Origin of the sequence: Ruegeria sp. EL01, from assembly GCF_900313035.1 — a bacterium.
Lineage (GTDB): Bacteria > Pseudomonadota > Alphaproteobacteria > Rhodobacterales > Rhodobacteraceae > Ruegeria.
In genome coordinates this window covers 231,365-255,373 of sequence record NZ_OMPS01000046.1, presented here as the reverse complement: position 1 = coordinate 255,373, position 24,009 = coordinate 231,365, and the positions used below count along the sequence as shown (strand labels likewise).

Below are 24,009 nucleotides of genomic sequence, written 5' to 3'. Positions count from 1 at the left end.
CCAGCCGACATTGTCTTTTGCGAGGTGTTTCTCTACGGAACCGCGGATGTCGTCATAGTCGAACCTGTCAGTCATCGGTGTGCTCCACTTCTGCACTGACCTTGGGTTTTACGTCTGAATCACTGTCGCGCAGCGAGGTGACGAACCGGCGCAAGCCTTCTTTCGTTTCCGCTGCCACGGCAGCCCTAAGGTCTTCAGAGTTATTGAATTTCAATGACATGCTTTGCCTCCAAGAGATGGTAGGAGGCGTCGGGATCGAACCGACTCGTGCACTCTAATCTGGAGCAATTACAAGGACATAAACCTCGCCCGCATACCAATGCTGCCTCCCACAGGTTTCGTGTGGGGTATCGACCTCAGGCCGATATTCGTTGGCAGATGTTGCGTGCGTTGGTCATGAGCTAAGGCTGCGGTAAACTGATGCTCGGCGTCAAGACCATGAATGAAGTTTTTGGATTTCCACCGCGTAGGTCCGGGACCCTTCTATCAGAGCGGGTGCGAAAGCGCACCACTCAACCCATGAACTAGGTGATTTAGACTATTTCGTCCTGACGCCGACAGGCCGATTCGTTGCATCTGGCAGATCGGCCCAGCCCATGGCCCCTGCCGCTCATAGCCACCGAAAAATCGTGGGTACTCGAACTCGCGGATGGCGTTACCCGTCGTTCGCCGCGGTCGCAGTAGTGAACACCCCCCGGATGGCAGCAAAGCGCAGAAAGCGGGCTTTACAAAGTCTAGCGGGCGGCCCATGGGAGGACGAAGCGACGTCGCTTGCTATGGCATTTTGCGCTGCATACACTTGCCGTGGCATCTCAAATCGTTTTGACGTGACGGCAGGTGTCTCAGCTCAGTAGGTTTCGTGAAATATGACAAGTGTGACTCTGAAGTCCGAAAATTAAGTAAGGAACAGGGAAAGTTCTGAGCGTCTGTAGTCGCCAGGGTGAACAATTGTAAGTTGTAGAATTACCTCGACAGCGCAAGCTTTACCGCAATATGCTGTTCAATGCTTACATTTTCTTTTAGCGTATACATTGAAAACATGCATTTTAATCAATCTTTTACACGTGCATGAATTGGTTATATTTGGACAGGATGGCGGCTATCACACAACCAGAAGAAATATCGGAAACTGCTCCAAGCAAATCAGATGTTGGAGGAGTACCCGCCAGGCATGGGTTCAAATACCAAGATCACATTGCTGCCAAGCACTTCATTGAAATGCTTACAAACGTGTTGTGTGTTAGAATGGAATGCGAGACAGCGGACGACATACTGGTGGTTTGGCAAAATGAAAGTCAAATCTTGAATGAGTACATTCAGGTAAAAACAACTGAAAATGACAGCAGGAAGTGGTCAATAAAAGAGCTTACTGATCGTTCCAACAAGAACACGCCCTCATCAGTAGCAGAAGCCTCTCTACTTTGTGACAAGTACGAAGCAAAAGCGATGTTTCGAGTAGTTACGCTCAGGGCTGTAAATAGGTCCTTGTTGCCACTTACCATCCCATTCTCAGAGCGGACAGATATCTGTGGGGTGGATAAATTAGCGGAAGTAATTCTTAAAAAAAGAAAAACCACACGATCTGAGAACGGAAACAATCTTGAGTACTGGGTGCAAAATGCATTCTGGGATGTGACTGGAGACAAGGCATCTGTTGAAGCAAAGAACCTCATTGCACTCAGCGAGGTGTGTGACCGCTATGGCGCTATCCCTGATCATGCTCAACTAAAAGACCTGTACGCCAAAATACTGAATTGGGTTGACGAGGCTGCCGAAGCGTCTCGGAGAACATCACCCAGTAAGAAGATTATTAGCAGAGTGGCCGCTGAACAGTGGGTAAAGGGGCAAACCGCCACTGTTATCGCAACGAGGTCTCAATTTTTAAAACCATACCGCTACGCGACGCCAAACTTTTTCACGGTCCTGACGACATTTTCTGAGGAGGATATCAAAAGATCGATGTCGTCGTATGATGTTGAATTTGAGTTGAAGAGATGGCGGTCTCGAAAACTTGCTGACTACCTTGTTCAGTGGATTCCTGAGATTAGCCTCAAGGCCAGCGAAATAGTCAGTGCGGACCAGTTCAGTTGGGATGAAAAGTTCAGCTCTGCAATTACCCAGATCACGAAGGACACATCGCTAGACTATCTTACTATCATGTCGGAGACACTTCTGCATGCTATCATTCGAAACTTTTTCGACAGCGAGCCAATTGCATGTAAGATTTTCTCGGGTAGCACTGAAGGCATTAGGCACTTTGGAAACGCTCATATTGTTCACGGCAAATGCGGCGACGAGCTTTGGCTTGGGCGCTCTTCAGTTGTAGCGGCACGCGAGTTCTCTGAAATCTGCGACCAGATTGTAGAAGATCTAAAAAAATTGCTCCATCCGGACATTTTTTTGAAAGAAAAAGACATAATCATTTCTTTACGCGAACCCCAGCATCTTCTGCCGACAAATCTTGAGGACGCCTTTGATCGAGGTGTCCCGTTTGATCGCTTGCTGAGTCATATCTGTATACCGATCCTTATTGGGTATGACAGTTCAGTACTAAAAGATGGATTCTCAGATAGCTATAAGGAAGCGCTCATACGTGAAGTCAAAGAAGGCTATGACGAACTAAAAGGCATGTTGCCTTCAGAAGTTGATGAGCATTCCGTAAAAGTGCATTTGATAGCGGTCCCGATTGAATGTGCAGCCACGCTTTTTAAGCAATTTGAAACAAAGCTTCGAAGCCTATGCAAGTAAGTTATATAGAGACTAAAGAAATCCTCGCACGCTCTGAGAGTATTCGCGAACAGGAGTTCCAAGCGCTAAAGAACATCGTCGCTTTGACCAACAATGCTTCAACGCATTCTCAGGGGCGAGACTTGGTGATACGTTCTCTGGCAAACTTTGAAGCATTTAGCGATGTAGGCCAACAATTGCTGGCGAGCCTCGTTCGCTCAACAGGTTTACATCCGTATTTGTCAAGGTTTCTGCTTCAAAAGAACTTTGAAGATAGGCTCGCCTATGAAATGCACAGTTCTGTTGTGGCTGATCAAAAGGTAACTCTACACAGCGAGCAGTCAAAAGTTCTGAACCTGCTACTTTCAGGAGCAAACGTAATATTTAGTGCTCCGACTAGTGTCGGGAAAAGCCTTATAGTCGATGCATTCATTTCACAAAAGAAGCCTTACAAGGCTGTAATAATAGTTCCGACAATTGCGCTGATCGACGAGACTAGACGCAGGTTTTTGAGTAAGTTTGGGGAAAGCTGCAAAGTCTTGACCCACCCGAGCCAAACAGCCGTTTCTGGTGTCTGTAACCTATATGTGTTGACGCAAGAGCGAGTGTTAGATCGAAATGATTTAGACGATGTAGAGTTCTTTGTACTTGACGAGTTTTACAAGCTGAACATTCCCTCTGATAGCAAGGATCGGGATCGTTCAGTAGACCTGAATTTGGCATTTTCGCGCCTCGCAAGCACAGGCGCGCAATTTTATTTGCTTGGCCCAAACATACAATCGATCAACGGAATAAACAGTTATGATTACTGCTTTGTTCAGACGGATTTTTCGACCGTCGCTGTAGACATCAAAAACTTTGACTTACCAACAAACGGGAACGCGCGAAAAAATAAACTTATCGACCTATGCAGGACCTTTAGTGAACCGACTATTGTATATTGCCAATCCCCCAGCAAGGCAGCTGAAGTGGCAAACCATTTGATTGATGAACTCGCCTTACCAGATAAGTCTGAGACGCGAGATGCTGCTGAGTGGATTGCTCGCGAATACCACAAAGAATGGGTTGTCTATCGTGCGATAATGAAAGGTGTCGGTATCCATCACGGAGGCGTGCCTAGAGCACTACAGCAGCACTTCATTCAACAATTCAATGATCGAAAGATCCAGTATCTTGTCTGCACCTCGACGATCATCGAGGGAGTAAACACCGTGGCCAAGAACGTTGTGATCTACGATAGAAGAAAAAGCACCAACTTGGTGGATCATTTCACATACAAGAACATATCAGGCCGTGCAGGCAGAATGAACGAGTACTTCGTTGGTAATGTATTTATTCTAGAGAAACCACCGGAAGAAAAAGAGTATTCGGTCGACTTGGTGATTGAAGACCAACCTGATGAAACACCACTTAGTCTGCTTCTAGAACTTCCAGAGGAGAGTTTGATACCAAAGTCTAAGGAGAGAATTTTGAAGATCAGGGATGATAGCCTGCTTTCGATTGATACCATACGAGCCAATCGTCACGTTTCCCCAGATGTTCAAAACTGGATCGCTAGCGTGATCGTTAACGATCTCTTTCTCTATGAAGACGTCCTGAACTGGAAGGGCGTTCCCAAGCAAGACCAACTTGAGGCCTTGGCAGAGCTGATCTTTGAGTATTTGTCCGAAAGCACACTTAGGTACTATGGGATATTCTCTGGAAAGCAACTCGCTTGGCACATCAATGAACTTAGAACAAGTGAGTCCCTCGGCACATACATCGAAAGCTGCGTAGAGAATAGGGGTATAGATGATGAAGTCAGCGATGCAATCGAACGCGCATTGAGGTTTGTACGTAATGTGATCTGCCACAGACTCCCCAAAGACATAAAGGTCATTCAAGAGATCCAATCTGAAATTCTGCCTCGATATGGTAGGGATTGTGGCGATTACTCGAAATTCTGTGAACAATTAGAGCATCTATTTATTCCTGCAAACCTCTTTGCATTGGATGAATACGGTATACCGATTCAAACCGCTGCTCGATTGGAGAGCTTCATAGGTCAACCTGAAGACTTGGATACGGCATTGGACCAGCTTTCACAGCTAGACGTATCGCCTCAAGATTTTAGCCCATTTGAAATTGGGCTTATTCGTTCCCTTCAGGGCCTACTTGCACGTAACATCGACGGTGACTAATGCGTTTTTTACGCTTCTGTAGGCACTCATTGCCTGCGAAGGTCTCTTTCACTGTAAAAATGACCGTTACTTTGTTGCGCGTACCGGAAAACATATAGCTTAGTGTCACCGATGCTGCAATCTGCTTAAATATCCGCAATGCTATTGAAGCATCCCTTGGCGTTACTTTTGAAGAGACCAAAATTAGCTAACTGAGTATGCCTACACATTCCTCAGAAACGGACGGTTCTTGAACTTTCTATTGTAATTAGAAACCATTGAAGCAAACTGATATTGACAGACTTCAACGACGCAACTCGGCGTGATACGATCTGACAATCAAGAACCCTGAACACAGCGTCCAATAACCTGCTATGTCACTCAAGGCTATCCGCTCAGAGATAAAAATCCCTTGTTCGCAAGGTTCGATTGCTTGTTCGATTGTTGAAGTCGAAGGTAGTTCGCACGACGCAGTGGTTTTGCTGCATGGTTTCTTGAGCAATCGCCGAGAGATCCCTGTTGCCACAGAAAACGCAGGAATGTTTGAAGTTCTAGCGGAAAAATTTGCTGAGTGTGAAATATCAACAGTGAGGATCGACTTCAGGGGCTGCGGTGAAAGCAGCGGCCTTCCGTTAGGCGCATGCACCCCAACAAGCATGGTACAGGACGTTCTTTCTTTGGGGGCGTCTACGGAACTGGCAGCAGTTTTGGGGCGAGGGTTCGTTCTTGTCGGCTGGTGTCAAGGAGCTGTCGCGGCAACTCATGCAACCTTACTAGGACTGCAAGGATGTTCGAGAATTGTACTCTTGAACCCCTTCGTTGATTACAGGACCACACTAACTCACGTGTACGGTAAGTCAGCGTGTGACAAAGCGCTTGCGTCCAAACCAGACGCATTTCTCGAAATCCAAGTGGCTTCTGGAAAGACTAGAAGAGTGCTGGCTGGATTTTTTCACGAGATGTTTGCGATTGACGAAGCACATGCGATTTCACGGGTCCCAATACCCGTTCATATCATCAAAGCAACAAGAGATATGGTGCTGCCCAAACAGGATTTCTTTAACAGCATAGTTCTCGAACTCGGTAGTACTTGCGATCTAATTGAAACTGATCATGCGTTTGGTTCGTTCACCGATACGCACGATCTGGATACTGTCACCAATTTGGTGAAAAAATTCGTTCGACGCGGCGTAAGTCCCAAGACTTAGCCGTCAGCCCCTTTTCTGATCAAAGTTGGGTATTCATTCTGTAGGAATCGGATCACGAGTCTCAAGTTAGACCGACATCCCCACGGTCAACCTTCTTCACCCATCCAACTTTAGGCACGCTCAATCCAATTTAGGATTTGATCCCACGTTGAAGCCTCATGAAATTGATCGTTTTCAGCAGTCGACTGTGTCTCCGTAGTCAATACCGCTCTTACTAAGTCCACGTCGGGCACATGCTTTCGAATGTTAATCAGTTGGCGAATGGAGTCATCGATTACGGACACTCGTTCTGGGCGAATATCCTGTATTATCCTTGAAACCGAATGACCCTTGCCACCGACGTTCTCCACTACACAAAAAGGCAGACCATGGCGCTTAAGGCAGTCTTTTCTGAGTTCCAGAAATTCCTCTCGGACATTGGTCAAGAAGACAATCTCATAGTTTTCGGAAAGCTGCGTCAAGCATCTGATTGCCCCAGAAATCGCTTCCTGCGTGCTGACCACTTTCAGCAGAATCTCATCAGAAATTTGATCACTTTTCTCTTGCTCCAACCACTGGCCAGTGTTCAAATCCTTGATTTTGAGATCAAAACCATCCGGTTCCAAGGCAAATTGGGCCGGATTCAACTGTTTTTTCAAGTAGGTGAAATATTGAAGCACAACTTCATCAACATCACAGATGACCAGATTCATGTTACCTCCAACTCAAGAAATCGAGCGAACTTGAACCAAGCGTTCGAAAAGTGTCTTCGCTCAACGTACTTCTTGCATGGTCTAATTGGTAAGGTAAGCTGAAGAACAGATTTAGCCAATTTCGATACGGCCAACCAATATCCACGCAGGACTAATTTATGACCTTGTTTAAAGCGTGCAACGTTCGTTCTCACAAGGAGTATGAGCTATTGTCTTCGTCAGGAGTTGACGTCGCAGGTGTGCGAGCGTTGGCGGGAGGACGTGGAAGTTTACCTTTAGAGGACATCACCAAGCTCGTAAACTGTGCGCCTCAAAGCTCGCCTAAGTTGGCAATTTTAACTGATCGCATCGACCTTGCACAATTCTCAGATGACTTGAAACTCAAGTCTCTAGATTTTTTGATGCTTCATTCCGTTCATGACACCACCACAATCGAGTTGGCTCGGAAACTGTTTCCAAATACACGAATTGGAAGTTTGCTGGCGTATGAGTTTACTAAGAATGAAATTAATCGGGTCTTGGAGCTGGAAGCGGACTTCTTTGTTTGTGACTGGCAAGCAGGCGGAACAGGAAGAACCTTCAACCAACGCTTTCTAGACTATGTCATGGTAAGACAGCCTAGTGCGAAGCTCATGGTTGCAGGAGGATTGAACTCTCTCAACGTTGAAGCAATAGTGAGAGACTACCGACCCTATGCAATAGACGTCGATTCTGGTGTCCGCTCTGGCCAGTTCAACCGCTTTGATGCAAAATTGCTTAGTGTTTTTTCAACAAGATTGAAAATTGCTTCCAGCGACGAAGAACTCGAAGTGAAATCTACTTTCTCGCGTGCTTCAATTGCCCCTTGGTCGAGCATCAGCTCTGCAACGATGGAGGGGGAGAACATTGTAGCGAAGCTTCGTTTACTAAGTAAACTTGATGAAACTGATCGATACCGAAACTCGAAGGAGTCATTGATCCAGAGAATTTCCAAGTCACTTTCCCAGTTGGCAAACCACCCGGATGTTCCTAATCGCTGGGTCGAGGCCGCTCTAGTGGCATTTGCTGCCAGTACCTACTTTCCCAACGAGCTGCTAAAAAGTAGCATTAGGTTCCTATATATGAAGGTTTGGAAGAGCGTTGTTGAGTTTGACGAACCTCGAACTTCCTTTCATGTTTTCTCCAACGATCCGGGCGCACTTGCGGAAGACTTTTTTCGGGTCAATGACATTCATGGCCGCCTCGACCAAGATAAGAACATACGTATAGACGGCGTCGAGGAACTTGGCAGAGCTCTGATTGACGCAGGGATGCCAGAAAGCCCCCTTCACGACCAAGCAATTCAACGATTGCGGATGCTCGCAGAGCGAAAGGTTTGGGTAGTTCTTGTTGATCAAACACTTAGTGGACATTCGTTAGTTGGCGACTTGGAGCGCATCGCTTGGTTTCACGGTCAAATAAAGGAACATGTTACCCATCCCATAAGGATCATGGTTTCTGCACAAATCGCTACTCAAACAGCATTGAAAGCACTTCGAAAGTCCGAGGCTTTAGACGCTCTGCTTCGTGATGGTTCACTTAGCATAGACTACGCAATCGGGTTAGGTGACGGCTACAATGTTTCAGATCACCGTTGTGACTTGGTATCCGACCCTGAAGTCCTTCAAGATCTCAGAGACCTTAGTGCCTGGTTCGCATCTGAATTCATAGTTGACGACGGTTGGTTAGGTCGTATGCGCCGGAAAAGTGGCGATAACTTGGAGTTCGGTTACCGTTCAGCAGGATTGTTGATCGCAAGGCAGGACAACTGCCCAACAGACTCATTGCCCCTTCTTTGGCATTCCGGCACTGGAAAGGCTGGCTACAAGTACAGCGGGCCATTCCCAAGAGTCCATTCTCGTATTGGCGAACAGGTCATTGAACAGACCGCAGATCTCTGGGGTACTTTGGTGAGCGCTAAGGAACAATCTTGGTTAAGAAATATGAGTGACGTGTAGATGACATCTATAAGACCACAAGATGACCAATGGCCGTCACGTGTTCATGTACGGAACTGGGACTCCATACGTACGCAAATGTTGGACGAGAGCTCCTCTTTCGTCGCCATTCTAGCACCAAATTTCGAGGACCGTTCGCTTGCCGTGGCAGAGGACATTTGCATCCACAAAAATGAGAAAACTAACAGACTAATTTTGGGAGTAATTACCCTCCAAGGCAAAGAGGAGTACGACGCCAGAGACCTAATAAAGGCGAGAAACTGTAACCGATGCGTTCGCAATCTCGAACTGGCAGGCTTTACACTCGGAGCAAACCTACACCACCAGTCGCTCGAAAACCCAATCGTAGAAGCTGATCTAAGGCAGCTTTTCACAACCCTGGAAAAGGGGATAGGAGAATACAATCTTGTCATAGACGTTAGTGGTTTGCCGCGAACTTTTTTGTGGAGGCTTTTGGACTATGTAGACAATGGAGAGTTGCACACCCGACCCGGCTCTCGCGCACAGCAGATTTACTTGATTTATAATTGGGCGGAGTCCTACAGCGATCTACTTGAACACGAGTCCGTTGGTGAAGTAGTCGATCATGTCCGCCAAGAACCGATTGCGGACGTAATTTCTAGATATTCCAGCGCTGATGTGGTGCTTTTTGGCAGCGGCAGCACTCAAAGCGCGTTTCACGTACTTGGTACAGTAAAGAAAAATGCACCGGTAAGAGATGTTGAACTCGAATTCATCAGTTTTCTCAGGCCAAATCGCTTCGGACTGTTCTGGGACAGTGCTATTCGTCAGCAAGAGCTTTTTTCTAGCACAACACTTCAAGATAGAGTCAGTAAGAGCTTCGTATTCGATGAAGAGCATGCTCTCTACTGGTTGAGAGATTTGGCATCAAGGTCATTAGATCGCCTGAGCGACCGGAAAGACCACTTGTTCGCCATCGTACCGGGAGGGCCAAAAATAATCTCAATTATTTCGCAATTCGTGGTGTCGGAATATTTAAGAAAAATTGAACTTGATTTTGACTTCGGAAAGATAGGCAGCGGGGAAGAAGTAACGAAACGACGTTACGCAGCAGTAGGTGGTCACGGGCGAGGTCAGTATTTATCGCTTTACTCATTCGGTGTTTCAGGTGAGTTCAGTTGCCTTGAAGTGACAAACGAAGCGTAGCCTTCCAATAGTGTAACGGGAACAGGAGACCTTCGAGTGTGTGTTGACGATGGCTGCTTTGTCCGCATCGGGATTTGCAAAGTTCGGTTGAGAATGTCCTGTTAGGGCTGTTGGTGTGCTGAATCCCTCTTGTATTTGGGGGCGCTCTGAGAGCAATTTTTCTGAAGCTTTGTCATCCTTCGAAGTCCTCCGCATCCTCGGCAATCGCGTCTATGGAAACGTCCTCAGCTGTTGGCTTGTCCTGTTTGATCTGCGGTGCAGCTTTTTTCCAGACGGAAAGATTCGCGCCGACTTCGCCATAAAACAGAGGCACGACTTCCTCTAAGTCGGATATGAAATTGGCCTGCTGGGTGAAACGTCCACCGAGACGCTTGGATAGGAATACATGAAAGCCGTGCGTTACGAGATGGTCCTTGCCTTCTTGGCAGATATCAATGTCTTCCCGGAGTTCTGAGACCGAGTGCTGCGTCGGCTCGCTGGCACCAGGCCAAAGCAAGCGAATATACAGCCCATCCATGTTATCGGCCTTGATCTGCCGAAGAAGCCAATTCAGCCTGGCTTTCGACGACTTCTTATCTTCAGGCGCGCGGATGGTCATTCCGACGTCTACACTCCGCCGCTTTAGATCTGCGGTAACCTCGATAGGGGCGGCGGTGTCTGGGACATCCAGTGTGCATTGCAGTTGGTGCTGTTCACGAAGCAACAACAGCTCGTCCCTTTTCCGCTGTGCTGGATCATTGATGTGTTTGCGCGACAGTTTTTCACTGACTGATGTTTCAACAAGGCGGCTCAGGATTAGCGACAGATCGCGAGTTTCCTGATGCCAAGCGTCAATTACGATCTGCGCCTCTGGCGACCGCGCCGGAATGACGCCGCCAGATGACACCAGTTTGTTGAGATCACCCCATTCCTTCGGCATTCTGTGGAAGCCTTGAACCCCAGCGCTCTCATGGTTGAGGAAACGCCGAAGTTCATTGAGCAACAGTAGTTGGTCCTTATCCTCGACTTGCTCATTGCTGATCAGTAACTCCGCAGTCGTAACAACGTGCATCCATGACCAATGATACACAGGTATCTTGGATCTGCTCTTCCTAACTTCCTCAACAGGGTGCGCTGTGGCGGTAGTGGCGAATTGATTAGATATCGTGATGACGCAATCGACGCCGTTCTCTTTGGCAAGAGCACGGTATCTTTCAATTTGCTCGGCATCGAGGGTGTTGTTCCCAACTTTGGTTTCAACTAGAGCCCTCCACTCACGAGAACCAACCTTCAGGACTATTAATCCGTCGGGCCGATCCTTGATTGTCTTGGACTGGTTCTTGAATACGACTTCAGTGAACGAATGAACCTGGGCCCGTTTTCCGCGCTTCTGGCCTAATGATTGCAGTAACGCGGCTCCTAGTTCCTCAATCTGAACCATGCAAGCCAACACAATGGACGTTGTGCGACCTTCCTTTGACGTGGTTGAGAGAACTGGGAACAAACGGGCGGCTTCGCCTTGAGCCAGATAATCTGGCAACTTCTCATTCATCTATGTGCCTACAACTTGAAATTGAAAATCATGTCTCAAATAGACAACCAACGCAGCTTTCCGTCAAGTTTTCAATGAAGTACCGTCCTCAAAACGTACAGGGAAACGGCCTCAAGCGTGCTCGATAGACCACGCTCTTATAGGAGTAGTGGACCTGTCGGGGTTTGATGCCGCCCCAAGTGCTCGTTTAGGCCACCTTGCGTTCGAAAGCGACAGGGCTTTTCCAACCCAGTGTAGGATGCCAAGGCCAAGATCATCCGCCACTTGCTTACGCGTTAGCCAATTGGTCAGAGCAATACGCACCGCATCTTGGCGGAACTCGTCCGTCCGATTCAGTCCCATAGTCAGTCTCCTTTGGTGCGGTAAATGCTATCAAAGGAGCAGCATCAAACCGCGACAAGTCCATTCAGTTCATTCTTGCAGCTAAATATCAGTGTGATAGCGTTCGCCTTGCACGATTCAGACGAGATGCTGTGCAATTTTAGCGAGCGCATCTGCTGTTTGGAACTTGGTTGATGCATAGGCTTGGCCTAGTGAGATCGGACCAACCCGGTGACAGGCTCGAGGTGCCCAAGGGCGAACTAGGTAAGAGGGCACACTGTTGCTGAAATCACTGTCAGAAGTTTTCAAATCAGATGAATTTTTACCAACTTCCGCAGTGTTTCCAGACATTGACAAAGATCGACTTGCAAAAGACCTGGATCTGAAATCAGAGGGGGCATCCAGAGGATCGGCAAACCAGCCCGAGACCTCTTCGAAGACGCTCGATCATATGGAGTTGAAGGCAGTAGCTCGGGTGGAAGATCTCCGGCGCCGCGGGCTTGAAAACTATGAGACCAATCGCCGAGTTTATGCTGAGCGTCTAAACAAGGCTGTGTCGGCCCGGATGCTGGTGGAAATGGAAGCAAGCGATTCAAAGGCGAAATTTGCTGAAGAAGTGACTAAGTGGAAATCACTGATGGTCACCCCACGAGAGCGGGTTCAGGAGACTTTCAAATGGCGCAACAAATTTAGACAAATCAACAAGCTGGAGCGACCCGCAAAAAAGGCTTCGAGTTGGGTCGCGTTGATTGGCTTGTCACTCGTACTGATTATACTGGAATCTGGCGGCAACGCATATCTCTTTGCTCAAAAGAACACCCTGGGACTTTTGGGCGGCTTACTAGCTGCGCTTCTGGTTTCGTTGGCCAACGTGTCATTGAGTACCCTGTTTGGCATGGGCTCCAGATATGCCAACTGCCGAGGCTTCGCCAACATCCTAAAAAAAGTTGTCGGTTTGGTCTTTTTCTTGTCGTGGGTCGTTTTTGCGCTGACCTATAATGCAGGCGTTGCACATTTCAGGGATGCCGTGGAACGGATTGGTGATTGGCGTCAAGCTGGCACCTCAGCCATTCAGACCATGGTGGACAATCCCATAAGTCTAAACACTATGGAATCTTATGTGTTGTTTCTCCTCGGTTTGTTTATTTCGATCTTGGCATTTCTCAAAGGTTACAGCCACTCGGATCCATACCCTGGATATGCAAAAGTCGCCCAAGATGTGATTGATGCTCGAGATGATTATGTGGACAATTTGGAAGACTCTATTGAGGTGCTCGCTGAGCACCGCGACGATGCAGTAAACGGTCTTCGCGCAGCCAACGATGAAGTTCACAGAAACATTAATGACTCAATCGATGCGCTGTATGGTCAAAAAGCTCTCCAATCAAATCTGAATCCATTTTTGGAACAGTGCAATATCGCTGCCAACTACCTGTTGTCGATCTATCGTGACGCGAACAAAGCGGCGCGTTTGGAAGAACCACCCGAATACTTCAACAGACCTTACACTTTTGAGAATTTCGAGACACCAAAAGAAGACATCGCAAGGCGCCAGGAGGCGGAGGTGCAGGCGAAAGAAGTTTCGGAATTGGTGACCCAATCGATCCACAAGATTTTCGAGGTCTTTCATGATGCAGTGAAGGCGCACTACGAAATTGATGAGTTGGAAGGTACATATATCGACCGGGGTAAAAGCCCTACATCCCGGAGTTCCGGTGAAAAGGGAGAACCGCCTCTCAAGGTTGTCCCTGATGACGATCATGGAACAGCATGATGGCAAGGAATCGAACAAAATCCAAACGTCGCAGATCCAAACGCAAAAAAGGGTCTGAGACAAGCAATCTCGTTTGGACGATTGTTATTGTTGCATGTGTTGGTTTGTTGGTGGGTGTGGGGTTTGTTTCTCAAAAACTAATTGCGAAAGGGGTGGTTGATAAGGCGACTCTTTGCCATTCGGACGGCGCTCTTAACGTAACCTCAATACTCCTGGATTTAACGGATCCCTTGAGTGTGACTCAGCAATCCCGGCTGAAGACTATCATTTCCAGAGAAGTAGAAGAAGCTTCCGTTGATACGATGATTGCACTTGGCGTTGTGAGTGAAGACAGTGTCAACTGGGGGGCGAAGTTTGCGAAATGCAAACCCGCTACTGGTGACGACGCCAACGGTCTTTACGAGAACCCGGCAATAATAGCCGAACGCTATGAGAAAGAATTTACCAAACCTATTCAGCTAACACTGAATTCAATGCTGACGGGTGCGACCGAAAATCAATCTCCGATAATGGAAGCGCTTCAGTCTCTCATCTCCCAAACACCAAGTTTCGCAGATGCTCGCGGCCATCGTAAGATAATCATGGTATCGGACATGCTCCAACACAGTGACAACTTGAGCTTCTATAGGAACCAAGGATGGGACTACTTCACCCAGCATAACGGGGAACAAAGGCTCGCTGGAAATCTCTCAAGTGCATCCATCGAGATTTTGCGGATCCCCAGAACGGCCGTAAACATCCCCCCGAATGAAATCGTTGAAGACTTCTGGGTGAGATACTTTGACAGACAGGGCAGTCGCCCACCTACCGTTACTTCCTTGGGAGACCTGTAACTATGGCGTTGAGAACATCAAGACTTCACGATGTCGCGCCGCGGGAAAACCTAGACCGCTTTGCGTTTGTTTTGGCCTTCATCTTGGGGGTTTCGGGCGGTGTTATTCTCAAGTTTACGGGAGCACACCCGTTTATAGCAGCGGGATACTCAGGGGCGATCTTGGTTTCCTATGCATTGATTGCTTGGGCTGGCGGGCGGGTCAAGATCGAGCCCGAAGCGATTGGTGACAATTGCTACTATCTTGGGTTTCTGTTTACCTTAGCCAGCTTGGCTTTAACGCTTTATCAAATGGCGGATCCGACGACAAATGCGGGCAAACCCATAGCCATTCCGGAAGTAATTTCCGGATTTGGAGTTGCGCTGTCGTCAACTATTTTTGGCGTATTCTTGAGGGTTCTGTTGATGCAGATGCGCCCGGACTTTGTAGCTAAAGACCGGGCCGTTCGAGCAGACCTTAATCACTCATATGCAGAATTCCGCAAAAATCTCTCTGGAACTCTTTCGCAGATGAAAGCGTTTTCGACCGAGTCTATACAGTTGGCGGCAGAGCGTGACAAAAGGCTTCGAGAGTCCACCGAAGAGTTTGTGATTGACCATCAAAAGGCATTACAACAGGCAGCCGATACTCTCGCTCAAAATATTGAGAAATCGTTTTTGGCGGCGTCTAAGAAAGCAGTAAGTGACATAGCTGCGTCAGTTCAAGAAACCAATAACGAAAACCAGATAGCGCTCAGGGAGTTGGTAGCCGATATCCAAAAGCTTAAGAACAGACTGAATGAGCAAGAAAGTCAATCGTTTGAAGATATCGAGAACCGAAGGAAACGGTTGAATGCCGAGCTTGAGACCGCAGCAAAGCGACTTAAGGCTCATGACGACGCAATGTTGGCGTATATAAAAATCACTCGTCGGGCCGCAGACGCGATGACAAAAAAGATTGTACCAGCTTTGGACAGTTTCAAGGACAGGCTGGACGAGTTGCCCAAGGACGCAACATTTGAGAACAATGAGTCCGAACAAACTGCCTCTTCAGAGGATCTAGATGCGACCGTTGAGAAGCCAATCACAGTCTCACCAGCAAAACCACGGTTTTGGGGTTCAAAAAGGTCTGATACCTAGTGTCTGATGTTCAGCAGTCAGATCGGAATTACCGTCGTGGTGCCATTATGGGGCTCACGATGGCGGAGGCCTTTATCCTGATTGCCTTTGCACTCCTTCTCTTATTTGCCTTCTGGCAGTGGGAAGTGGAAAAGCAGAACACTCCGGATGTGCATGCGTTCAGAGAACTGACCGAAGAGCAAAGGCAGACCGTTCTAAATTCTGTCGAAGACGGGTCAATGGACGCATTCGTTGCACTCCGAGGAAAGGGCATGGATTTTTCTACGCCAGCCAGCATCGAAAATCCCCAAGAGAAGTGGCGATTTATTGATGAAGATGAACTGCTCCGCCTGACAGACGCAGCAGCAGGCCTGCCGGAAGATATCCAAAGAGATCTTGCCGATCTTGTTGAAGCAGGGCAGGCAAAGAGGTTATTGCGAGAAATGGCTGCCTTGGAAGACCTAGTTAAAGCCGGACAAACCTTAGAGGGGATCTCAGGGAAAATTAGAGACGCTGAGGTGCAAGAAGCAGCTCTTGTTGGCGCGTTGAAATCGGAACTTGGGAATATTGTGGCGAGCATAGGCGGTCATATAGATGACTCGGGTGCGATCATCCTTCCGGACAGGGTTCTTTTCAGCCAGGGTAAGGCCAATATTACGCCCAGCTTGGCAAAGTTTTTGGCGGATGCTTGTCAGCCTTGGTTGTCAACTTTGCGCAATTCCGGAGTTGATATTGCAGAAGTTAAGATTGAGGGTCACGCCTCATCGGAATGGAGGAGCGGTTCGTCCCCTAGAGCGGCGTTCTTAGGAAATTTGGATCTTAGTCAGAGACGGTCGCAAGCTGTACTAAGGACTTGCCTGGATTTTGTCCGTGATACGGAGCTCTTGGAATGGGCCAGAAAGCACTTGATCGCAGTAGGGTACTCATCGGTGCGTCCAGTACTGGGAGAAGATGGCAATGAAGATCAAGCGTCGTCGCGTAGGGTAGTGTTCAGTGCCACGCCAAACAGGCAGTCTTTGATTGAAGAGATCGAGACTGAAGCCAAGATCGCACGTTATGACCGTTCTCTGTTTGGTGGGTGGGCGGACATTGATGACGACTGTCAAAACACTCGACACGAATTGCTACAGGAGATGTCGACAGGAGGTACAACCATTTCCCAAAGCAATTGCATCGTCTTGCGGGGTAAGTGGGCAGATCCATATACGGGCAAGGTTTTCACCAATGCTCGGGACGTCGAAATCGATCACTTGGTCCCTTTGAAGTGGGCGTGGGATCGAGGCGCTCATTCATGGCCTGATGAAACAAAGTCAGAATTCGCCAATGATCCGGCAAATTTGTTTGTGGTGTCGAGTAACGTCAACCAAGACAAAGGCGCGAAAGGACCGATTGATTGGCTTCCACCTCTAGGTGGATTTCATTGTCAGTACGTAACCCGGTTCGTTCGTGTAGCCCAGAAATACAGTTTAGAGATGTCTGATGCTGAACAAGCGGAGATTGGTGCGCTACGAACGAGTTTGTGTGAGTAGCTAAGTTCAATTCTAAGAAACGGCCTACTGACAGAAAGCTGACGGCAAGAGTACAGATTATCAACAAGGGCCGCCTCTACATCAGAACGAAGGAAGTCTCGGGGGCAGGTCACAGCAAGTCCACCCGCCATTGCCCAAGTTCTCGACATCGATGTGCATATCCAAGATGGTTTTGATGTAACGACAGCGGCTGAGAGACCCACCCCACGTCGCATTACCCGCCAGGTCTCGGATTCAGGACGACTCACAGCGAATCGAATGGACGTAGTGAAAGCGACCGATGGTGCATAATAGGGAACTCGGCAACCTGAGCGCGACATTACTTACTAGACAATTCTTGGCTATTCATTACGTTTAGGCACCAACAAAGAATAGGAAAGAATAACGTTTATAATCATTGATTTATGCGTTGACTTTAAGGCTGCGTTCCCGGGTAAGGTATTGCTCCAAGACGTTGAGCGGCCGAGTTTCTCGGATACGGGTAGCGACAGTCGCATCACCAAATCAAAGAGCTTTTACTGTGAAGTATTTGAGCGCGATTACCGAAGAAAGGCTCCAACGAGCGATTGAAAAAGTCGCTGTTTATGCGGCGAACGATTCTGAATTTCTTCCGGTGTTTGAGAAACTTGAGCAAGAGTTGGATGAATTTCGATCACGCCAAGGCGCTTTGGAGAGAGCAAGAAAGCTTGCCAATCAAAGTGCAACTGGATCCAACAGATCGGCGGCTAATTTTAGTTCGGCTCCCTTGCCGTAGCGTTGGCGACCGCCAAGACTGTGTCCCATCAAATCTCTACGAACGCGTTCATCGATGCCTGCGGCGAGCATGCGATCTTCAAAGCTATGCCTAAAAGAGTACAGAGTATGCTGGTCCGTTTCTTTTAGTCCGTTTTCCGAAAAGTAGCTATTGATAGTGCCAGATAGTCCAGGGTTGTCGAAATAGCGAGGAAAGCCGTTAGGGCATTCCTTTAAAGCTTCAAGCGAAACTCCGAGCAAAGGAATTGTGCGCTTTGAACTTCCAGTTTTCAGTCTTCTTCTATCTGAAGAAACAGTAAGTGATGGGACAGAACCTGCCAAATCGATTGTCGAGGAGTCTAGCGTTGCCAACTCTGATGGTCGGGCACCTGTGTTTACCATAGCCAAAACGATACATCGTGCTTGACTATTCAAACCCGACAGGGCGTTTGGTGCCAAGATTTTGGATGTTATCCAACTAGTCGAAAACGGTGGTCGGCTTCTCTTTTCGCCCTCTTTGAATGCCAACTCACTGAGAATAGGCCCAAGATCTAAGCCTAGGCGTTTGAGAGTATTTACCGACTTCAACAGCTGGCTCAAGTGAGTAAAATCTTTGTTTCCGCTATTTGGTGTCAGGCCTTCAGTTTCAATCCGGTCCAACCACCAGCTACGAAAATCGAGCATGTCGTCTCTAGTCACCTCATCAAGCGCTTTGTCACCGCAAACTTGAATGAAGTTGTTAACAGCCTTCTTTCGAGGGTTCTTCCAAACGCGTAGCTGGTTTTCGGTCATACCAAGCGTCTTATCTCTCGAAAGCGTCCAATACTCATTTAAGGCTTCGCTAACGGTTAGTTTTGGTAACCCTGCTGTTCCGAGAAGGGCAGCAGCTTCAGCCATATCCGAAGCACTTTCAATACGCTCCAATAACTTGTCCATCGGTAGCTCGGTAACGTCGCCAACAGGCAAATAGCGAAACCCACGCACAGCAGCCACTTGAGCAGCGGCCAAATGGCTCCTTGTGGCGTCTCCGCTATTGCCTGAAAGTCTCGCTTCCCATCCCTCGAGCAATTTGTCCCAGACCAAGCGCCATTTCGTTTCAGCTTGCGCTCTGCTGTCGGTATGAAGCGACAGAAGGATAGTTCGCCGCTTTTCGACAGGATAATACCTTTTGGGCACTCGTCGCCGCAAGTACCAGGTTTCGGATCGTAAAGTTATCGGGGTCTTTGACATACTGGTTCGCGTGTAACACTTTGTGCATCAAGAAGTGTATCATCTGGCGCTCAGCTAGTCTAGGTTCTTAGGTGTTTCTGATTAAATAAAGCCACTTATAATGCTTCTGGGTGTGGGTAATGGCGGAGAGACAGGGATTCGAACCCTGGAGACGGTCTCCCGCCTACACACTTTCCAGGCGTGCGCCTTCGACCACTCGGCCACCTCTCCGTGGAGGCGATATGTGAACCAACACAATCAGATTTGCAAGGCCCGAATTCCGGGAATTTGATGCCTTCTGAGCAAATAGACCACGCAGATGAGTCAGCGTGCCACAGTCGATGAACAACCGCCCTTTTTAATGAGGCTCGTTGTCTTTGCGCAATGGATCAGAGTTCGTCCCCACCATCAGGGTCCAAATCAGATTCCTGCATGTCCATTGGTCGGCTCGACGTCTTTTGGGGCCGCTCCTGCGCAGTTTTAGCGGTGGTTTCGGCAGCACTATCAGGCGAATGCAGCACCTCTGGATTCCGCAGCCACAAATCGCGCTGTGCGAATGGAATTTCGATCCCTGCTTCTGCAAAGCGACGGTTGATCTCGTGGTTCATGTCTGACTTTACCGACAAAACCCAGTTCACGTCCCGCAAGATGGCACGTATCTCGAAATCTAGGGAGTCGGCACCAAAGCCCTGGAACACCACACAGGGCGCCGGATTGGCCAGAACCATCGGATGAGTGTTTGCAACCTCTCCCAATATCTCCTCGACCTGTCGTGTATCGGTCCCATAGGCCACGCCCACCGGGACGATCACCCGGCCAATCGTGTTCCCGCGCGTGTAGTTCGTGACCACGCCGCTGATCAAATCCGAATTTGGGACAATCACATCCGTTCGGTCAAAGGTTTCAATCCGGGTCGACCGGACCGAGATGTCGCGCACGTAGCCCATCATCCCGTTCACATCAATCCAGTCGCCTTTGGAAATCGGGCGTTCGACCAGCAGGATGATGCCAGAAACGAAATTCGAAACGATTGTTTGCAGACCAAAACCGATACCCACAGACAAAGCGCCAGCTACAATGGCAAGCGAAGACAGATCAAATCCCGCCACCATGATAGCGACCAAGGCGGCCAGGAAAATCCCTACATACCCGGACCCTGCAACGATTGCATTTTGACCACCGGGGTCGATGCTTGTTTTTGGCAGCAGCGAGTTGCGCAGCCCACTTTGCAAAAGCCGCGTTATCGCGTAGCCGATCACAAACACTGCAACAAATGTCAGAAAGTTGCTGGGCGATATCGTGACGCCGCCAATATCAAACCCTTGCAGCAGCTGAGACCATGCCTCGAGCAGGTCCGCCTCGCGTGCGCCCCAGTAGACCGCCAGGATCGGCAACGCCAGGATCGCGAGCACAAACCCCACCAGAACAGCAAAAAGCGAATCTCCGGCACCATCACCCTGCCCGCTCAGCCAGCCATAGATCTGCGAAATGAACTGTTGGACAATGATCAAAGCCGCAATCAAAACCAACGTTTTCACAGCAGGAAAAACAATAGCTTCCGCTGCGTTCGTATAGCCCAGAATAGCTAGAAACGGCGCTGCCATGCCCAGCATAAACAAGGCGCGGCGCAAAAACTCGACCAGCTGGCTAAATCCTGCGGCCCGTGTCGAAATGACTTGATCTGACCCGTCTTTCTGAATGTCACTGGTTCGGATGTGACGCGCGCGCAGCAACAAAAGCGCAGTTGCGACGATGATCGGAAAACTGACCACAGCGCGGGTCGCATCCGAGATGTTCTCGATTTGCTCAAACAGTAGCACCAGCTCATGAAGGATCAGCATGACCGCCAACAGGTCAAGATAAACACGCAGTTCCATGATTTTTCCGGCTGACAGGCGCTTAAAGTTATTGGCAGCTCCCATCAGATAAATCTGGCGGCCGATCCAGTCATAGAACAACAAAATCGCCGCCCAGTAAGGGATTTCGTCAACCAGAAGTGATCCGCGCAGGCCCAATACATCGGTGAGGTAAAGCGCCACAACCACTGCCAACACACCGATCCAGGGTAAAATTATCCGAAGGAGTGAAATAACAAAAGTCCAGACGCCACTACCCGCGCCGCCAAACCGCCTCAGGTAGTCACCGCCCTTCTCTGACCAATATTTGCCAAAGACCAGCAACACGGTCGCAATCGCCAGCAGTACGAAGATCGCTGGCCACAGTTCACGAAACTGTTCGCGAACCACGTCGGACTTCATGTTCTTGACCGTCTCGTTGAACAGGCTGCGGGCCGCACTCTCGACATCCACCCACGCAGGGGCCCAATACACCGGGTTGATTGGGGACGGGCCTTTCTCCAAAAGCTCTTTCTTTTGGCGATTCCGAATAATCTGGTCGATTTCGCTGATCAGTCCCGCCGCGCGGCTATACGCCTCTTCTGAAATGATGCGCGGGACGCGCAAGCTGTTCAGTTGATTTTCAAGGTGCGCGCGTAGCTTGGCGATGTCTTCTGGTTCGGTCGCATCCCCTTCGGGTTTCGGTCCAAGGGCTTTCAGCTGCCCTTCCAGCGTCTCAATCCGCTCGGTGTTTTCTCCCCGAGATTTATTAAAGGTATCTCGATAACCGTTTATTTCTGAACGTAAGTTTTCCAACGCGGCACTCGACGCGCGGTTCACGTCGATCACGGCCTCGGCCCGGTTCGCTGTTTTTATCCATGTCTGATAGTATTCGCTTTGCCGATCGGACAGCTGCGCATTAGCAATGCTGCCAAGCCCGACCAAAGACAGGATAACAAGGACAAGAAACAGGCGGACCTGTCGCAGCATCATACGTCCTCGAATACGCCTGGAATGCTACGCGGCGCTTCGGTCATCCAGTCAGGTACAGGCAATTCCTTTTCACGCAGGAATTCTGGATTGAATAGCTTGGACTGATAGCGCGTACCAAAATCACATAGGATAGTCACAATGGTATGACCCGGTCCCAGATCCTTGGCCAACCGTACCGCGCCCGCAATGTTGATCGCGGTCGATCCCCCCATGACCAGACCTTCTTCGCGCAACAGGTTAAAGATATAGGGCAGCGCTTCGTTGTCGGTAACCTGATAAGAATGGTCCGGCGTGAACCCTTCCAGGTTTTTGGTCACGCGGACCTGCCCGATGCCCTCAGCGATCGAGCTGCCTTCCATCGCGATCTCACCAGTTGTGTAGTAGGAAAAGAGCCCTGCCCCCATCGGATCGGCCAAGCCAATTTTTACGCCTTTGGGCTGCAGCGCGTCGGCCACGCCTGCCAATGTACCGCCAGATCCGACGGCGCAGATGAACCCATCAACCTTGCCACCTGTCTGTTCCCAGATTTCCGGGCCGGTCGTTTCTACATGGGCCTGGCGGTTAGCGACATTGTCAAACTGGTTGGCCCAGATTGCGCCATTTGGTTCAGTCTGCGCCAATTCCTCGGCCAAACGGCGAGAGTAATGCACGAAGTTGTTCGGGTTGCGATACGGTGCCGCTGGCACCTGCACAAGCTGCGCCCCCGCGAGACGCAGCATGTCTTTTTTCTCTTCCGACTGGGTTTCCGGGATCACGATCACGGTCTTGAATCCCATCGAGGCGCCAACAAGCGCCAATCCGATGCCAGTGTTCCCTGCTGTACCTTCTACAATCGTGCCTCCGGGCTTCAGATCACCGCGGGCGATGGCGTCGCGAATGATGTACAGCGCCGCACGGTCCTTGACGGACTGGCCCGGATTCATGAACTCGGCCTTGCCGAGGATTTCGCATCCGGTCTCGTCACTGATGCGGCGCAGCCGGATCAACGGTGTTTTTCCTACTGCCTCAGCAAGATCTCGTGCAATGCGCATAGCACCCTCATGTCATTTGGTATCATGGAAGATTTACAGCCGCGCTGCCGCGACCACAAGCGTCATAGTCATGCGCGAAGCCGGTCCCTGTGACGGACCAGCCAATGAGCGAGCGTCAACAAGGGCAAATCCTTAAAAACGTTCTGATCAACAAGACTGATGAATTCTTCAAACGGCAGAATCCGCGTGCGGATATCCTCCCCCTCGGTTTCCAGCCCGCCCGCGTCAGTTGTTTCGGTCAATGCGCCGCTTCCAACGTAAAGGTAAACATATTCGGTCGACGATCCGCTGGATGAATACGCACCGCCGGCAAATTCAAGCGCATCCAAAGCAACTTTCGCCTCTTCTGTCGCCTCGCGATATGCAGCTTGCTCTGGCGTTTCTCCGGGATCGATCATCCCGGCCACGGGTTCCCACATCCAGGGCTCAGGGTCATCGATCAGAAACAACGGTGTTCTGAATTGCTCGACCATCAGAACGACATCGCGCACCGGATCATAGGGCAACACAACTACTGCGCTGCCTTGCAACAGCCCGTTACGGTTCAGCACTGGTCCCATCGTACCGTCATATTGGCGATGCTGCAGTTCGATTTCTTCCAACCCGAAGTAGTCAACATAGGCTCGGGTGTGACGATGCACGACAACATCGTTGGCCACATTGCGCGGGTCACCTGTTTTGCGTTGCCGCGCAAACAGCTTGGCCCATGCCCGGGTCTGGATCGCAGGCATGCTGCGCGACATCGCCCGGGCGTCGACCTTACCGAAATAGGCCATCTCTTCTTCCGCTGCGAGCGCGGTCACCTCGCCCAACCGATCGGCCCAATTCCGCAAGGACCAGGGATCACCCGGCATCCAAGCACCGGGAGCCGGATAAAACACCTGTGCTTGGACCTCACGATCGTCCTCCAGAACAACCGTGACCGGCTGCAGATCGTAGTCGAATCCGCCTTCGTAAAACGCCAACCTGGCCAAATCCTCAGCCGACAGCCCCCGTACAAATATACCTTGAGCATTTGCCCCGGCTTCCTGCAGGATCATTGGAAAGTCCTGCCCTTGCACCGAATAAACCATATGGTCGGAAAGGATTGCAGCATCTACAGACAGCGTGTTGGCATCACGCCCCAAGACGCGCTGCAAAAGAGGTTCATGTCGCAACGTGCCATAGAAGAAAAGATCAGTCATTGTTCAGGCTT

The 24,009-nt window shown here is 49.5% G+C and carries 17 protein-coding genes and 1 tRNA gene; 9 read left to right on the top strand and 9 right to left on the bottom strand.

Translation table 11 applies throughout. The annotated features are described in order from the left end of the window. Positions 1-67: 67 nt before the first annotated feature. Positions 68-220 carry a hypothetical protein gene (locus D9K61_RS27065; RefSeq protein ID WP_162946991.1) on the bottom strand — a complete coding sequence of 51 codons (153 nt, stop codon included), beginning with the start codon at positions 218-220 and terminating at the stop codon, positions 68-70. Positions 221-1,092: 872 nt separating this feature from the next. Between D9K61_RS27065 and D9K61_RS21610 the strand changes: the two genes are divergently transcribed. The 3 genes from D9K61_RS21610 (at position 1,093) to D9K61_RS21600 (ending at position 6,094) form a co-directional block, all read left to right on the top strand. Beyond that, entirely contained in the window at positions 1,093-2,748 is a 1,656-nt protein-coding gene (locus tag D9K61_RS21610) for a Hachiman antiphage defense system protein HamA (protein WP_216825840.1), read from the top strand. Beyond that, a complete protein-coding gene (locus tag D9K61_RS21605; RefSeq protein ID WP_120635266.1) occupies positions 2,739-4,907 on the top strand; it encodes a DEAD/DEAH box helicase in 2,169 nt (722 codons plus the stop codon). The genes D9K61_RS21610 and D9K61_RS21605 overlap by 10 nt, the downstream gene beginning before the upstream one ends. A gap of 353 nt (positions 4,908-5,260) precedes the next feature. Beyond that, positions 5,261-6,094, top strand: a complete 834-nt coding sequence (locus tag D9K61_RS21600; RefSeq protein WP_120635265.1) for an alpha/beta fold hydrolase — start codon at positions 5,261-5,263, stop codon at positions 6,092-6,094. 110 nt (positions 6,095-6,204) lie between these two features. Here D9K61_RS21600 and D9K61_RS21595 read toward each other — a convergent pair whose 3' ends face one another. Continuing rightward, on the bottom strand, positions 6,205-6,786 hold the full coding sequence (locus D9K61_RS21595; RefSeq protein WP_120635264.1) for a hypothetical protein: 582 nt from the start codon (positions 6,784-6,786) through the stop codon (positions 6,205-6,207). A 158-nt stretch (positions 6,787-6,944) separates the two neighbouring features. On the opposite strand from D9K61_RS21595, the gene D9K61_RS21590 reads away from it, so the two are divergent. Next, positions 6,945-8,762 (top strand): hypothetical protein, encoded by a 1,818-nt coding sequence (locus tag D9K61_RS21590; RefSeq protein WP_120635263.1) that lies wholly within the window; start codon positions 6,945-6,947, stop codon positions 8,760-8,762. A 78-nt stretch (positions 8,763-8,840) separates the two neighbouring features. Next, positions 8,841-9,929, top strand: coding sequence for a hypothetical protein (locus tag D9K61_RS21585; RefSeq protein ID WP_120635262.1), 1,089 nt, complete (start codon positions 8,841-8,843; stop codon positions 9,927-9,929). A gap of 172 nt (positions 9,930-10,101) precedes the next feature. Here D9K61_RS21585 and D9K61_RS21580 read toward each other — a convergent pair whose 3' ends face one another. Further along, entirely contained in the window at positions 10,102-11,460 is a 1,359-nt protein-coding gene (locus D9K61_RS21580) for a hypothetical protein (protein WP_120635261.1), read from the bottom strand. Positions 11,461-11,571: 111 nt separating this feature from the next. After that, positions 11,572-11,802 (bottom strand): hypothetical protein, encoded by a 231-nt coding sequence (locus D9K61_RS21575; protein WP_120635260.1) that lies wholly within the window; start codon positions 11,800-11,802, stop codon positions 11,572-11,574. A 259-nt stretch (positions 11,803-12,061) separates the two neighbouring features. On the opposite strand from D9K61_RS21575, the gene D9K61_RS21570 reads away from it, so the two are divergent. From D9K61_RS21570 to D9K61_RS21555, 4 genes are read left to right on the top strand one after another with little or no spacing between them, the layout of a single operon-like run. Continuing rightward, positions 12,062-13,555 carry a hypothetical protein gene (locus D9K61_RS21570; protein ID WP_162946990.1) on the top strand — a complete coding sequence of 498 codons (1,494 nt, stop codon included), beginning with the start codon at positions 12,062-12,064 and terminating at the stop codon, positions 13,553-13,555. Next, positions 13,555-14,388 carry a hypothetical protein gene (locus tag D9K61_RS21565; protein ID WP_162946989.1) on the top strand — a complete coding sequence of 278 codons (834 nt, stop codon included), beginning with the start codon at positions 13,555-13,557 and terminating at the stop codon, positions 14,386-14,388. Before D9K61_RS21570 ends, D9K61_RS21565 begins: the two co-directional genes overlap by 1 nt. Positions 14,389-14,390: 2 nt before the next feature. Next, the gene (locus D9K61_RS21560; protein ID WP_120635257.1) at positions 14,391-15,506 is read left to right on the top strand and encodes a hypothetical protein; all 1,116 of its coding nucleotides are present in this window, start codon (positions 14,391-14,393) and stop codon (positions 15,504-15,506) included. Then, positions 15,506-17,014 (top strand): DUF1524 domain-containing protein, encoded by a 1,509-nt coding sequence (locus D9K61_RS21555; protein WP_120635256.1) that lies wholly within the window; start codon positions 15,506-15,508, stop codon positions 17,012-17,014. Before D9K61_RS21560 ends, D9K61_RS21555 begins: the two co-directional genes overlap by 1 nt. 693 nt (positions 17,015-17,707) lie before the next feature. On the opposite strand, the gene D9K61_RS21550 is transcribed toward D9K61_RS21555, so the two are convergent. From D9K61_RS21550 to D9K61_RS21530, 5 genes are all read right to left on the bottom strand, one after another. Beyond that, entirely contained in the window at positions 17,708-18,976 is a 1,269-nt protein-coding gene (locus tag D9K61_RS21550; RefSeq protein WP_120635255.1) for a tyrosine-type recombinase/integrase, read from the bottom strand. 120 nt (positions 18,977-19,096) lie between these two features. Then, positions 19,097-19,186 (bottom strand) — tRNA-Ser (locus D9K61_RS21545). A 158-nt stretch (positions 19,187-19,344) separates the two neighbouring features. Next, positions 19,345-21,780, bottom strand: coding sequence for a DUF3772 domain-containing protein (locus D9K61_RS21540; protein WP_120635648.1), 2,436 nt, complete (start codon positions 21,778-21,780; stop codon positions 19,345-19,347). Next, complete coding sequence (locus tag D9K61_RS21535) at positions 21,780-22,814, bottom strand: cysteine synthase A (RefSeq protein ID WP_120635254.1); 1,035 nt, start codon at positions 22,812-22,814, stop codon at positions 21,780-21,782. Before D9K61_RS21535 ends, D9K61_RS21540 begins: the two co-directional genes overlap by 1 nt. A 68-nt stretch (positions 22,815-22,882) precedes the next feature. After that, positions 22,883-23,998, bottom strand: a complete 1,116-nt coding sequence (locus D9K61_RS21530) for an NUDIX domain-containing protein (protein ID WP_120635253.1) — start codon at positions 23,996-23,998, stop codon at positions 22,883-22,885. Positions 23,999-24,009 lie beyond the last annotated feature (11 nt).